Origin of the sequence: Aequorivita echinoideorum (assembly GCF_018476645.1) — a bacterium.
GTDB lineage: Bacteria > Bacteroidota > Bacteroidia > Flavobacteriales > Flavobacteriaceae > Aequorivita > Aequorivita echinoideorum.
Map to the genome: position 1 here is coordinate 252,762 of NZ_JAHCTB010000003.1, position 14,767 is coordinate 267,528.

A 14,767-nucleotide genomic window follows, 5' to 3' on the forward strand; every position below is an offset into this window, starting at 1 on the left:
AGTTTTAATTATAGCTTAATATTTCTTAATCGTAAGGAATTTGCAATGACCGAAACCGAGCTAAAGCTCATTGCCAAAGCTGCTATCATAGGCGACAATAACAATCCGAACACAGGAAAGAGAACACCTGCTGCTATTGGGATTCCTAAAATATTGTAACCCAGTGCAAAAAACAGATTTTGCTTAATGTTTCGCATCACACTATGACTTAAATCCCTTGCCTTTACGATGCCGTGCAAATCGCCCTTTACCAAAGTTATCATCGCACTTTCGATGGCAACGTCCGTTCCTGTTCCCATTGCGATGCCCACATCGCTTTTTGCCAAAGCTGGGGCATCGTTAATGCCGTCGCCAGCCATTGCAACAATTTTTCCGTTGTTCTGTAATTTTTCTACCTCTTGCAGTTTGTTTTCGGGCAGCATTCCTGCTTTAAAATCGGCAAGGTTTAGTTCCTTTGCGACCGCTTGGGCGGTGTCGTGATTATCGCCAGTGAGCATAATTACTGCAATTCCCTTATCCTGAAGTGCTTTAATTGCCTTGGCACTGGTTCCTTTTATTTTATCGCCGATGACCACATATCCCACAACTTTTGAATCGATTGACAAATAGGAAACTGTTTTTCCCTGCTTTTGAAAGCTTTGCGCTTCGGTTTCCATTTCAGAAGTCAATTGAGCCTCGGCATATTCCATCATTTTTGCGTTGCCCAAGGCAACCTTTTTTCCGTTTACCGTTCCTTCAACACCTTTTCCGGTTACGGCACTAAAGTTTTCAGAATTTAAAACTTCAACTTTCTGCTCTTTACCATATTTCACGGTAGCTTCAGCGAGTGGATGTTCACTCATATTGTTAAGGGAAACAATGTGTTGCAATACTTCATTTTCAGAAAATTCCATCCCAAAAGCACCAATCTTTTCAACGGTTGGTTTTCCTTCGGTTATGGTTCCGGTTTTATCGATAATCAAGGTATCTACTTTGTCCATTTCTTCGAGGGCTTCCGCATTTTTAATCAGCACACCATTTTGAGCACCTTTTCCAACCCCAACCATCACAGACATTGGTGTAGCGAGACCGAGTGCACACGGACAAGCGATGATGAGTACAGCTATTGCATTTACAAAAGCATAGACATAAACAGGTTCGGGACCAAAAATTGCCCATACAATGAATGTGATGATTGAAACAAGCACCACAATAGGTACAAAATATCCCGAAACCGTATCTGCCAATTTTTGGATGGGCGCACGACTGCGACTGGCGTTATTGACCATTTGGATGATTTGGGAAAGCAAGGTATCTGAACCTACTTTTTCGGCTTTCATTAAAAACGATTGGTTGCCGTTGATAGTTCCGCTGCTTACTTTGTCACCTTCACTTTTGCTTACGGGAATGGGTTCTCCCGTAATCATAGATTCGTCAACTGATGTATTTCCTTCGGAAATGACACCGTCAACCGGAATTTTGTCGCCGGGTTTTACGCGAAGGATATCTCCTAACTTAATTGAATCAATCGTAACTTCTTCTTCCTTTCCATCTTTAACCAAAATAGCTTTGTTTGGTGCGAGTTTCAACAATTCCTTGACGGCGGAATTTGTTTTGCTGTGTGCACGAGCTTCGAGAACCTGACCCAACAACACCAAGGTTAAAATAACCGTTGCAGCTTCAAAATAGACGTGTACTGCGCCAGATTCAGTTTTAAATTGAACAGGAAAGAAATCGGGAAAGAACATTCCGAAAACGCTGAACAACCACGCTGCGCCTGCGCCAATACCGATTAAGGTGAACATATTGAGATTCCACGTTTTTATACTTCTATAAGCCCGTTCAAAGAACATCCAAGTAGCATAAAAAACCACAGGTATCGATAAGGCAAATTGAATCCAGTTCCAATACTTCTGTTCCATTACTTGGTATAATGGATTGTTGGGAATCATTTCGCTCATTGCCATTAGGAAAATGGGCAAGGTAAAAGCGACTGCAATCCAAAATTTCTTGAGCAGTTTTTGATAGGTTTTTTCTTCTGAAGAAATATCAGGCTGCATCGGTACCAAATCCATCCCACAGATTGGGCAGGCCCCCGGTCCATCCTTTACGATTTCTGGATGCATTGGGCAGGTCCATTGTTCGGACGTTGTTGCCGACAGATTTTGCTCTTCCACCAAGTCCATTCCGCAGACAGGGCAATCGCCCGGTTTATTATAGGTTTTATGGCCTTCGCAGTGCATTGGGCAGTAAAAAGTTCCAGTTCCTTTGCCTTTTGGTTTTTCTACTTTTGCGTCTTCGGAATGATGATGTTCTCCAACATTATGGATGCCATAACGCCCACCGTCATTTTTTAAGGCTTCTTGAAACTTTTCCAATGGAATATGGTTTTGCATTTCTATGGTTGCTTCGGCCTTTTCCAAATTGACCGAGGCAGAAGTTACACCTTCAACTTTTGAAAGTGTACTTTCTACGTGGCTTCGGCAACCGTTGCAGGTCATTCCGTGTATGTGATAGGTGTGTTTCATATTATCTTAATTTTTTTCGCATTGCTTCCGAAATTTTCAGCATAAACTCCGTAAGCATCTACCAACAAGCCTTTAAACCCTTTTTTAGAATGTATAGCAAACAGTATACTATTGTCGTCGGTACTGCTCATACCTTCAAAGCGATACATCTCGTCCACCTTGAAATCTTCTGGATATAATTTTAGTTTTAAAGCACTGCATTCAATATGATCCGAACATTAATTAAAGTCATACATATATCCAGTTGATTGTAAATCTTTAATTGCTTCGGAAAGAGTGTCGTAGTTTTTCATTTTTTAAATTCATACAATAAATCTAAAAATTCCCCGCCGTGAAAAGCAGGGAATTATTTGTTTGCGAATTACGCTGCATAAGTTTTACAGGCATCTTCACATTTTCTGCACGCTTCTGCACATTTTTTGCAATGGTCGTGGTCGTGCTTGGCACATTCATCGCCACATTCTTTACAAGCTTTTTGGCATAATGCAACCATTTCTTTTGCAAAAGATGAATCCATTGCTACCAATTTTGCGGTGGTGGCACAAATTTCGGCACAGATAATATCGGTACGAATACAGTCTGCCATCATTTTTACATTTTCCTCGCCCAAACAGGCACTTGCACAGGTGTTACAAGCTGCAATACAATTGTATAAAGCATCAATAAGATTTTGTTTTTTCATTTTTTATATGATTTAAGATTAATAATTATTACTATAAAATTATGGTCTTTCTCGTTAAGATAGTGTCATTATTATGGTTGTTATCTAACTAATTTTGTCCAATGAATTTCTAAAATTTTTCTGCGCTACCTTGTACTTTGAAAGGCTCACTCCCGTTTCACTTTTAAATTGTCGGCTTAAATGATTGATATGACTGTAATCCAAAAGCTGACTTATTTCTGTGAAATTATATGTTGGAATCTGTATCAATTCCTTGACTTTTTCAATTTTCATTTTGATAAAATATTTTTCAATGGTCAATCCTTCAGTTACTGAAAAAACCTTGCTGATTTTAGCATAGTCTTGATTCATTTGACTTGAAAGGTATTCCGATAAATTACCTTCCAAATTGAGTGGTAATTTGTTCAACAATTTTATAAGATTGATTTTGACGTCTTCCCTTATTTTTTCATAAGGTGTGGCTATAAGTTCGAAGCCATTATCGTTTAAAATATTTTGTATTACCTGTAAGTCATTATCAGAATTGATATCAATTTGAACACTTCCCAATTCGATATCCAAAAGTTTTATATTATGAGATTTTATTTCGGTTTTTAGCACTTTGATACATCTATCGCAGACCATATTTTTTATGTGAAGTGTTTTTGTCATAATCAGTAAATAAAAAATTTCACAATCAATCCGCCCGCAAGCCACAAGTAGCTTACTAATGCGGCATATTTTAGGATGTTTTCCAGCAGTTGGCTTTTGGGTGCCATTTCCTTCATTTGTTTTACATCTTTCCTTTTGAAAAAACCGAGATAAATCAAAAAGCCGGATAATACCATAAAAGCGATGTTCAAAAAGAAGGTATAATCTAACTTAAAGTATTCGCTATCCTGAATTTTTACTTGTGATGGATCTGGCAGAATGCTCAATAAATCGAATGAATAATGTAAAAGCAAGGACGCGCCGATAAGTGCTGTGAACAACAAGAACAAAATGAAAAGCGACATTTTCCAACCATAATATTTGGCATTGATACGAAGTATTGGAAACACTACCAAATCACTAAAAATAAAAGCCATAACGCCCGCAAAACTTACACCTTTACCAAACAATAAAGCAGCCAAAGGAATATTTCCCATTGAACCAATAAAGGTTAAAAATGCAGCAACTGGACCAACAATTATGTGTTCGAGGATTTGAAAAAAGGTAAAGTCGGTATTTCCGTTCCCACTATTGATAAACAAGGTTTGAAAGAAGGAATCCGGTACAAAAGCCGCTACGATTCCCGCAATGGTAAAGCCAACGGTAACGTCTTTCCAGACCATTTTCCATTCCATCCCGTATTGTTTTGAAACCTTTGCCCATCCTTTTTCCGACTGAATTTTCTTTTTCCACGATTTGGAACCGTCCATATCATCATCGTCCTTATCCTTTAGGTTTTTTCGCGCTTTCTCAATGAGTTTTTTTGGATTTATCAATCGAATCAATAACCAAGAAATAAGTATTAATAGAATTCCACCCACATATTCTCCAACAACAAATTGCCAACCCAGAAAGATGGAAATGATAATTCCAAGTTCGATAACCAAATTGGTTGATGCCAATAGAAAAGCTATTGACGACACAAAACTCGCCCCTTTTTTGAAAAGTGACTTTGTTGATGCCAATGCCGCAAAACTGCACGAACTGCTGATAAAGCCGAAAAATGTGCCGAGCAAAACGCCTTTGCCTTCATTTTCCCCCATTGTTTCCTGCATCTTTTTTTCGGTCACAAAAACCTGAATCATACTGCTGATGATATAACCAAGTGCAAAAGCCCATAGTGCCATCCAGAAAAATCCAGTGGTGGTATAGGCTGCCTCACCCCATTGTTTTAGAAAGTTTTCCATACTATACTCTTTTTTGTGCCTGACTTGGGAAGGGTTTTAACTAATCAACAATGAAAAAAATTCCATTCCCTTCCCACATCAGGACTTTACTCTAAACTATCTTTTATTTTAGTCATATAATCAATCAAGGTTTTCTTTTCAGCATCTGATAAAATCGCATCCCGATGAAACAAAGTATAGGACGACAAAGGCATTTCATCATCCTTAATCTGGTTGATGATGGATTTTAATTTGCTGTTTTTTCTTCTGTCTGAATAATTTTCCCATTCATTAAAATTAAGCTCTGCCTTTCCTTCCTTTATATGTTCTTCCAAAAACCAAGCGGCAGGTTGCATTTTATTGTACCACGGATATTCGGTATTGTTACTGTGGCAATCATAGCAGGATTCCTTCAATAGTGTACCGATATTTTCCGGTGGATTGTTTACCAACAGAAAATCGGTTTTTGGAATCACATCACTTTCGTTTCTTTCAGTTGGAAAGAATTGGATTGCTATAAAAGCTATCAATAAAATGAGCGCTATGGTTTTTAGGATTTTCATTCAGTCATTGAATTAAACCTACAAGCTAACCCCGGAAGGGCGGAAAATGCCTTGAAGGTTATGATTAATTAATTTCCTTCTGCACTTTACCGCAGGCCATCATTTTGCTGCCGTAGTATGGGTTTTTTATCTCTTTTTCCATACTTAACCAAGCACTTCCACCATCATACATTGGACAAAATTGTTGGTACAAGGTATTTTCAGTTCCCGTAATGGCGACCATATCCATCATATCCTTGCTCAAAGTCTTGAAATGCTCACGTTGGTGGTCCATTTCACTTTTGCCGATATGCTCGGCGTGTTCCTTGGCATCTGCGATGATGTCCTTCAATTCTGTTTGCTGTTCGGCTGTGTAACCGCTCACATCAAAGCCATTTAAGGTGCTTTCCAATTTTTTGCCGGCTTTTGCGGCATCGTCCTTATTGGTGGCAACCAATGCATTTTTCAGCTCCATATAATCTGCCATTACTTGCTTGGCATCAGAGGCTTGCGCTTCAGAATCCATTGAATCATTAGAACCTTCCATTTCATCGTGTTCCATTCCCTCATCGTGGTGATGGCCTTCTTCAGAGGACATTTCAGAATGCATCGCATCTTCTGATTTTTCTTTTTTACCGTCTTTACAGGACATTGCTGTTAGGCTTACGAAGGCCATTGCCAAAATTGCTGTTGTTACTTTTACATTTTTCATTTTGTTTTTGATTTTTAATTGGTTAAATAATTGATAATGGTGGATTGTTCGAAATACATTTTTATGGATTCTATTTGATTGATTTGAAACTTCAACTGCAATTCCTGAATGTCCAGCACATCATTAAAATCTATCGTTCCCGTTTCATAATTTTTTATCAGGATTTCCTCGGCATCCTTTGCTTGCTGAAGGTTTTTTGATTGTGTCTCAAACTTTATTCGTGCTTGGTTTCGCTGTGAAATCGCTTTTGCCAATTCAGATTCCAATCCGTTCAATCGTTCGTCTTTTTGCGACTGGATTTCCTGTTGGCGCAACTCATTCTGTTTGGTAATGGACTTATAGCGATTGTTGAAAATTGGAATCGTAATTGAAACCATAGGCATCAAAATATCCTTTCCGTTATCAATGAAATCCATATCTTGTCTTGCCGCAACGGGTAAGTAATCGACACCAATACCGAACTTTGGTTGGCTTTCACGCAGGTTAAGCAGTTCCGATTTTGCGACCGATTCATACAACTTATCGAATTTGAGCAATTCCGGATTTACGGAAAGTGCTTCAAAAGAAAGCTGCATATCTTCCATCGGAATTTCTAAACTTTCAACAACCGAAATTTCCTTGTCGTAACCGCGATTCATCAAACTGTTCATAGCGGCCTGTATGCCATTATTTTGTTCTTGCAAGACTTCTTTTTCCTGTTGCAGCTCATTTTGTCGAATCTGTAATCGCAGTACATCAACGGCAGAAGCTTTTCCAACTTCTACAGAAGTCAGCGCAAGTTTTTCATACGTTTGCAACAATGCAATATTTTGGTCAAGAACTTTCTGTTTCGCCCTTATTTCATAAAGCTGGAAATAGAACTGTGAAACAGAAAGGGCCAATTTTCGTTTTGCTATCGTGACTTCCACAAAATCTGCATCCGCCATTGAAGTGGCATAATTTTCCCTTGCGGTGATAGTTCCAAACCAAGGCAACATCTGTTTAACCGAAAAGCGAGCACGCTGCGCACCAACTCGTGTTTCGGGCTCGCTAACAAAATAACCAACACTGAATTCGGTGTTTGGAATCCAATTGGCTTCATTCACTTTTTCAGATGCAATATCATAACGCAATTGAAACTTTTGGATTTCCGGACTGTTGGTAATGGCTTCGTCTATGTAAGTCTGTAAGTCCTGACCAAAACTATTTATAGCTGAAAGACCAATTCCGAAAAACAAAGCCAGCCTTATATATATTTTCTTTTTTATCATTTTTCTATGGTTATAGTTCGTGATTCTGCTTTCAGTTTTCTTTTCGCAATTCGTTCCTTCCTCCAACTGTACAGGACAGGCACAAGGAAATACGATGTGGTATCGAGCAACATTCCGCCAAAGATGGGAATGGACATCGGTATCATAATATCACTTCCTTTTCCTGTGGAAGTCAATACAGGCAACAATGCCAAAATAGTGGTAACAGTCGTCATCAAACAAGGACGGATTCTTTTGGAAGCAGCTTCCAACGTGGATTGTCTTATTTCCGCTTTATCGGTCGGGTCGTTTTTGTCGAAGGTCTGTGTGAGATAGGTCGCCATTACCACGCCATCATCCGTTGCAATACCAAAAAGAGCAATAAAACCTACCCAAACCGCGACGCTCAAATTGACCGTGCGGATATTGAAAAGGTCGCGCAGATTTTCGCCAAAAAAGTTGAAGTTCAAGAACCAATCTTGACCATAGAACCAAATCATTACAAAACCACCCGCAAAAGCGACTGCAATCCCTGTAAATACCATCAAGGTTGTGGACACCGAACGGAACTGGAAATATAAAATCAAAAAGATGACCGCAAGTGCCAAAGGAACGATAATGGACAGCGTTTTTTCTGCACGTAATTGGTTTTCATAAGTACCTGTAAATTGATAGCTGATGCCTTTGGGAACAGTCAATTCGCCCGCGTCAATTTTATTTTGGATGAGTGCCTGTGCATTTTCCACGACATTCACTTCGGCAAAACCATCGCGTTTGTCAAATAAGACATAACCCACCAAAAAGGTATCTTCACTTTTAATGACTTGCGGACCTTGTTCGTATCGAATGGTTGCCAATTCGCTCAATGGAACGGGGCTTCCCTTTTCAACAGGCACATAAATATCTTGCAAGTCTGATGGGTCGCCACGCAATTCACGAGGATAGCGCACCCGAACGCCATAGCGCTCCCTGCCTTCAACGGTTTGGGTCAACACCATTCCGCCCACGGCAACTTTCAGGACATTTTGAACTTCCTCTATAGTAACGCCATAACGTGCCAATTTTTCCCTATTGATATCAATCAGCAAATAGGGTTTGCCCACGATTCGGTCTGCAAATACGGCTTCCTGTTTTACACCCTCCGCTTGTTTTAAAATTCCTTCCAACTGAACCCCAAAGGCTTCAATCTGTTTTAAATCCTGACCTTTAACCTTAATGCCCATTGGGGCGCGCATTCCTGTCTGCAACATAACCAAACGGGTTTCTATGGGTTGCAGTTTTGGGGCAGAGGTAACGCCTGGAAATTTAGTGACCCTTACAATTTCGTTCCAAATATCATTGGGCGAATTGATTTCGGGTCGCCAGTTTCGGTAGAACTCGCCGTCATCATCAGGAATTAATTTTTCCGAAGAGATATCGACCGTTATTGAAATTTTCTTCCCATTATTTCGGACGTTTTCAACTTTTTCAGAACCAACGGGACTGTTGGGATTTTCAACTAAAGTGTTATCCTTCAGCATAAAAAACCCATCATCGTTTACCTTAAAACGTTGCCGTTTTCCATCATCATTCAACATATATTCAGATTTGTACTGAATTACGTTTTCGTACATTGACAAAGGTGCTGGGTCGAGTGCGGATTCCGTTCTTCCGGATTTTCCAACAACGGTTTCGATTTCGGGAATGCTTGCTACCGCCATATCCAATTGCTGCAAGACCCGTTTGTTTTCCTCAATACCTGCGTGCGGCATAGAGGTGGGCATTAACAGGAATGAACCTTCATTTAGGGAAGGCATAAATTCTTTTCCGGTATTCTTATAAATATAAAAACCAAATATCAAAAGTGTCGTAGGAATAGTTAAAAACAGCAATTTGTTTTCCAATGCCCATTTCAAAATTCTCGTATAATAGTTTTTAAATAGTGAAAAGCCTGCCAAAAGACCAAAACAAATGATGCCTACAAAAATGAGGTTCCAAAAAACGCTTTTATCCACGCCCAACGGCCTCCAATATTCAGCCAACAGAAAGACAATGGCAGCTGCGGAAAGATATATGTTGAATTTGTTTGACCTTTCCTTTGAAATTTTTTCTTTTAAAACCGCCAAAGCCACAAAACCAAAGCCAATAAGGATAAGGCCAATCCAATGGCCAAAAATGACCGCAATAAACCCTGCCAAAATCAACAGACTGCTAATGCCGTAATTGGCTGTTTTTCGGATATTCCTGCTTTTGAAGAAAAACGCAGCGAATGGTGGTATCAAAAATAACGCTATTATGATAGATGCCGTTAATGCAAAGGTTTTGGTAAATGCCAAGGGTCTGAACAATTTGCCTTCAGCACCAATCATTGTGAATACGGGAATGAAACTGATGATGGTTGTCATCACTGCCGTTACGATGGCGCCGGAAACTTCGGCGGTAGCGTTGTAAACCACTGTGTTTATTGGCGTAGTTTTATCGTCCTCATCCAGATGCCTTATGATATTTTCTGAAAGGATGATGCCCACATCCACCATTGTCCCGATGGCGATGGCGATACCCGAAAGCGCTACGATGTTGGCATCCACACCAAAAAATTTCATTGCAATGAAGACCATCAACACCGCCACAGGTAAGAGTCCGGATATGAGTACCGATGCTCGAAGATTAAAAACCATTACGATAATTACCAAAATGGTTATGAGAATTTCGAGTGTTAACGCCTCGTTGAGTGTACCCAAAGTTTCCTGTATGAGTTCTGTTCGGTCATAAAAAGGAACAATAGTAACTTGCGAAGTTCTGCCATCTGCCAACACTTTTGAAGGCAAGCCAGTACTCAACTCATTGATTTTTTCTTTTACGTTATTGATTACCGCTAAAGGATTTGCTCCGTATCGAGCCACCACAACCGCACCTACAACTTCGGCACCTTCCTTGTCTAAAATTCCACGACGTGTTGCAGGTCCAAGTGTCACTTTGGCAATATCACTAATTTTAATGGATGTAAAATTTTCAGAAGTAACGACAGCATTTTCAATATCTGCGACTGATTTTACATAACCCAAACCACGCACAAGATATTCTGCTTGATTGATTTCCAAAGTTTGTGCGCCAATGTCCCGATTGCTTTCTTTTACCGCTTTGACCACTTGTGCAAGTCCAATATTGTATTGTCGCATCAATTCGGGGTTCACGTCAATTTGATATTCCTTTACATAGCCGCCAATGGAAGCCACCTCTGAAACACCACTTGCAGATGCCAAGGCGTATTTCACATAATAATCCTGAATACTCCGCAATTCCTGTAAATCCCATCCCCCTGTAACGTTGCCATCTTTATCACGACCCTCTAGGGTGTACCAAAATATTTGTCCCAATCCTGTGGCATCGGGACCCAAAGCCGGATTTACACCTTCGGGCAATAATCCGCTAGGTAGGGAATTAAGTTTTTCGAGGATACGGCTACGGCTCCAGTAAAATTCGATATCCTCTTCAAAAATGATGTAAATACTGGAAAATCCAAACATTGAAGAACTCCGGATGGTTTTCACGCCTGGAATGCCTAACAATGTGGTGGTTAGAGGATAGGTAATTTGGTCCTCAATATCCTGTGGTGAACGTCCGTCCCATTTGGTAAAAACAATTTGTTGGTTTTCGCCTATGTCCGGAATGGCATCAACCGCCACAGGGTCTGATGGCAAAATACCTGTATTCCAATTAAAGGGTGCGTACACCGTCCCGAACCCGACAAATGCGACGAGCAGTAAGACAGCAAAGAGTTTGTTTTCTATAAGAAATTTGATGCTTTTATTTAGCATTGGCATTGATTGTTAAACAATTAGAAATAAGTATTTGGAAAATACCGAATACGACAAATTATCCTAATGGATAAACTCCATAGGATTTTTGGTTCTAATGTTTAAAAATCAAATTAAATAACTCTCGTCAAGTTTGTAGATATGCCTGACTATATTGGGCGGTGGGTATGCTGGTAAGGACGGTCTAATTTCTTCGGTTGATTCAAAAAGGGCACTGTACGTGTGGAAGAAAGCAGCAACAAAAATATGCTGGTCAAATGAAATTTTATCGAAATTCAGTTTAAGTTCGTCCTGTCCTTTAATGAGTGACTGCTCATTTTTACAGCAATCCGGTTTTTCCATTGAACAACCGTTAGGAAGTTTTGATTTTGCTATTTCCATTCCGCAGGACTCAACACTTTCAAAAAAAGAGGTCGCCACTAAAGTTTCTCCACAATAATGCATATTGAGCGTAAATGACATTGTAGAAAACAAGACTACAAATGCCATTAGCATTGACAATACTTTATGGAAAAATTTTTTCATTTCTACGAAATTATAAAATAATGTATAGAAAAATTTGTTTTTAACATTTTGTTTTATAATTACAAATACAATACATAAAAATTTAAAACTTTGAATTTATCACAAAGCATCTACATTTCAGAAATTTACAGGATTAATTAACTGGTGCGTAAATAGGTGCGTAAATGAATAAACATTTTTGTAATATATTTAAAAACAATGTTTTAGAATAATATGGATAGTTCCTCTTTCTCCGCTGAAGTTTTAGAAAACCCTGTGAATTTTCACGGGGTTTTTTGTTTGATTGCATTTTCATAGGCCGCAGGCGTGTCGATATCAGTTGTATCAGTTTGATATTTTGAAATTTTAACGGAATCGGTATATTTTTGAAGAATGGATTTTGCACCTTCATCTCCCTTAAGTTTATTTAAATCGGTATAAAATTTTCGCGGGAAAATAGCTGGCACTCCAGCGTGATCGCTATAATTGGTAGCAAGAATACCTTCTTCCATGTTGCTGAACGTGTTTATAAGTTTATTCAAATAAGCTGAATTCACAAAAGGTTGATCTGCGAGCATAATCAGAATCCCATCAATTTCATGATGTTTTTTTTGAAGAAATTCTGTACCAACAGCAAGACTACTACCCAGACCTTGTTCCCAATTTTTATTTTCCAAAACCTCGATATTTTCGAAATTATGGTTATTCAAAATTTCATTGAAATGCGCGCCCAACACACAAATAATTCTTGAAGCAGAGGTCATTTTGGCAATTTCCAAAGCGTTCCCCAGTAAAGTTGTTTCTTTAAAAGGCAGCATTTGTTTCTTGCGCTTCATCCTTTTTGAAGCACCTGCCGCAAGTATAATAATACCTATTTTTTTCAAAGTTTTTTCAATTTAAGAATGAACTTTGCCAGTTTTGTCTCTCAATGAAGGTATTTCCTTCCTTCTTTTAATTGCGAGTATTTCAGACAAAATAGAGACTGAGATTTCCTCTGGTGTAACGGCTCCAATGTCAATACCCGCAGGACTGTAAATTCTGTCCAAGAAATCAATATCCAAATCGGGAACTTCCATCAATTCGCCCATCAATTTTTCTTTTCGGTCTGCAGACCCCAAAATCCCGATATAGAAAGGGTTTGAATTTTTAAGCGTCAATAAAAAATGGAGATCGCGCGCGTAATTGTGGTTCATCAAAACAATTGCTGTGGAAGCATCGATGGTGAAACCATAATCCTCTTGTGGGTTGAAATGAAAAATTTGTGTTGCACCCGTAAAATTTTCAACCGTTTTTGGATCTTTTGGGGAAGCCACAATTTTCACATCCCAACCTAAAAGTGCCGCGGCGGCGCATAATTTTACTGCATCGTGTTCCGCGCCAAAAATAAAAATTTGCGAAAGCGCGGGCAGGGTTTCTATAAAACTTGACCACTTTTTGTGGTTGTGATCTTCGATTTTATTCTGGTGAAATTGCCCGATTTTATTTTCTTCAAAATATAATTCAGTACCAAATTCTGAATTGCTCGTTTCTTGCTTGGCGAAAGAAGATATGAGTTGAAATTCCTTTCGATTTTCAATCAATTTTTTGATTCTCTTGTAAAGAAGCATTTCTACCTTAAAAGGTTCAAGCAAGATATAAAGAATACCCTCGCAGCCTAATCTATATCGGCCATCATAGGTAATCACTTTCGGAATTTCATTTTTGAAAACTGTTTTTGATTGAAGCAGAACTTCTTTCTCAACACAACCGCCGCTTACCGCTCCCGTCATTGTACCGTCTTCAGCAATTAACATACGCACTCCCGGTTTTCTGTAGGAAGATCCGTCTAAATAAACCACCGTAGCAAGTACGTTTTTAAGTCCCCGGTTTTGATTGATTACAGCAATATCAAGTATTTTTTTGAATTCGTGTGTCATAAATTTAAAGGTACTATTATACGCCAAATGAATATGCCAAAACGGTCGCTAAATAAATTTCAGTAAAATTAATTTGCTTTTGCCTGGTTTTTAATAGGCAAATCCCGAACCCGAATGCCGGAAGCTTTAAAAAAAGGAGGGGATCTTTTTCAAAAATAATATTTTGCTATTTTTTATTCACGTATAAAGTAAATTCCCGTTTCATGATAGCGCATTTTGCCCCAAGAATTTACAACTTTAAAACCAAAACTGAAATTAGAAATTCATTAATCAATTATATGCCGTCTCTTAAGCCTCAATTTTTGAAATTGTGGAAACTTTATATTTATTTCTGGTGGAGAGACCTTATATTTACAATAAAAAATGAAAATCTTGCTTTTTGGAATTGCCAAAGAAATCGCTGGAAAAAGCGTTTTGGATGCTTCGGAATTTTCTGAAGCAAAAAATGTGGGCGAGCTAAAAAAAGTTTTCAAGGAAAGATACCCGGAAGCCTCAAAACTATCTTCATTGGCTATTGCCGTAAACGAAGAATATGCAGAGGATGATCACAAAATTTCAACGGGAGATGAAGTTGCCATAATACCACCAGTGAGCGGAGGATAATGAAAAAGAAAATTGAAATTGTCGATTCTATAGATATTTCCAAAATTTATTCGGAATTATCACATCCGGCCAGTGGCGGAATCTGCGTATTTATTGGCACTGTGAGGGAACAAACGCAACAGCAAACAGTAAACTCGTTGTTCTTTGAAACGTATGAAACCATGGCCGTAAAAGAAATGCACAAGATTGCCGATGAGGCCACAAAAAGATGGAATCTGAATAGCATTATCCTACAACACGCTGTTGGCAAAAAAAATGTTGAGGAAGCCGTAGTTTTGGTCGGTGCCTCCTCCCCTCACCGTGATGATTGCTTTACAGCTTGCCGATACTTAATAGACACATTGAAAGAACGTGTGCCCATTTGGAAAAAGGAATTTTTTGAAAATACAGATGAAGTCTGGGTAACTCCACATCCTTAA

At 38.9% G+C, this 14,767-nt stretch carries 13 protein-coding genes; 2 read left to right on the plus strand and 11 right to left on the minus strand.

The features are described from left to right. Positions 1-8: 8 nt before the first annotated feature. From KIV10_RS07945 to KIV10_RS07995, 11 genes are all read right to left on the minus strand, one after another. On the minus strand, positions 9-2,507 hold the full coding sequence (locus tag KIV10_RS07945) for a heavy metal translocating P-type ATPase (RefSeq protein ID WP_214112973.1): 2,499 nt from the start codon (positions 2,505-2,507) through the stop codon (positions 9-11). A 361-nt stretch (positions 2,508-2,868) separates the two neighbouring features. Then, the gene (locus KIV10_RS07950) at positions 2,869-3,189 is read right to left on the minus strand and encodes a four-helix bundle copper-binding protein (RefSeq protein WP_214112974.1); all 321 of its coding nucleotides are present in this window, start codon (positions 3,187-3,189) and stop codon (positions 2,869-2,871) included. 84 nt (positions 3,190-3,273) lie between these two features. Next, on the minus strand, positions 3,274-3,840 hold the full coding sequence (locus KIV10_RS07955) for a helix-turn-helix domain-containing protein (RefSeq protein ID WP_214112975.1): 567 nt from the start codon (positions 3,838-3,840) through the stop codon (positions 3,274-3,276). A gap of 2 nt (positions 3,841-3,842) precedes the next feature. Next, entirely contained in the window at positions 3,843-5,066 is a 1,224-nt protein-coding gene (locus tag KIV10_RS07960; RefSeq protein WP_214112976.1) for a permease, read from the minus strand. Positions 5,067-5,152: 86 nt separating this feature from the next. Next, positions 5,153-5,608 carry a heme-binding domain-containing protein gene (locus KIV10_RS07965; protein WP_214112977.1) on the minus strand — a complete coding sequence of 152 codons (456 nt, stop codon included), beginning with the start codon at positions 5,606-5,608 and terminating at the stop codon, positions 5,153-5,155. 64 nt (positions 5,609-5,672) lie between these two features. Beyond that, positions 5,673-6,299, minus strand: coding sequence for a DUF3347 domain-containing protein (locus KIV10_RS07970; RefSeq protein ID WP_214112978.1), 627 nt, complete (start codon positions 6,297-6,299; stop codon positions 5,673-5,675). Positions 6,300-6,313: 14 nt separating this feature from the next. Beyond that, on the minus strand, positions 6,314-7,549 hold the full coding sequence (locus tag KIV10_RS07975) for a TolC family protein (RefSeq protein WP_214112979.1): 1,236 nt from the start codon (positions 7,547-7,549) through the stop codon (positions 6,314-6,316). After that, positions 7,546-11,325, minus strand: coding sequence for an efflux RND transporter permease subunit (locus KIV10_RS07980; protein WP_214112980.1), 3,780 nt, complete (start codon positions 11,323-11,325; stop codon positions 7,546-7,548). Before KIV10_RS07980 ends, KIV10_RS07975 begins: the two co-directional genes overlap by 4 nt. Positions 11,326-11,433: 108 nt before the next feature. Continuing rightward, the gene (locus tag KIV10_RS07985) at positions 11,434-11,850 is read right to left on the minus strand and encodes an HYC_CC_PP family protein (RefSeq protein ID WP_214112981.1); all 417 of its coding nucleotides are present in this window, start codon (positions 11,848-11,850) and stop codon (positions 11,434-11,436) included. Between the two features lie 263 nt (positions 11,851-12,113). Further along, a complete protein-coding gene (locus KIV10_RS07990) occupies positions 12,114-12,713 on the minus strand; it encodes a nucleotidyltransferase family protein (RefSeq protein ID WP_214112982.1) in 600 nt (199 codons plus the stop codon). Positions 12,714-12,725: 12 nt separating this feature from the next. Next, positions 12,726-13,745, minus strand: coding sequence for an XdhC family protein (locus tag KIV10_RS07995; protein WP_214112983.1), 1,020 nt, complete (start codon positions 13,743-13,745; stop codon positions 12,726-12,728). A gap of 363 nt (positions 13,746-14,108) precedes the next feature. On the opposite strand from KIV10_RS07995, the gene moaD reads away from it, so the two are divergent. Further along, entirely contained in the window at positions 14,109-14,348 is a 240-nt protein-coding gene (gene moaD / locus KIV10_RS08000; protein WP_214112984.1) for a molybdopterin converting factor subunit 1, read from the plus strand. Next, complete coding sequence (locus KIV10_RS08005; RefSeq protein ID WP_214112985.1) at positions 14,348-14,767, plus strand: molybdenum cofactor biosynthesis protein MoaE; 420 nt, start codon at positions 14,348-14,350, stop codon at positions 14,765-14,767. Before moaD ends, KIV10_RS08005 begins: the two co-directional genes overlap by 1 nt.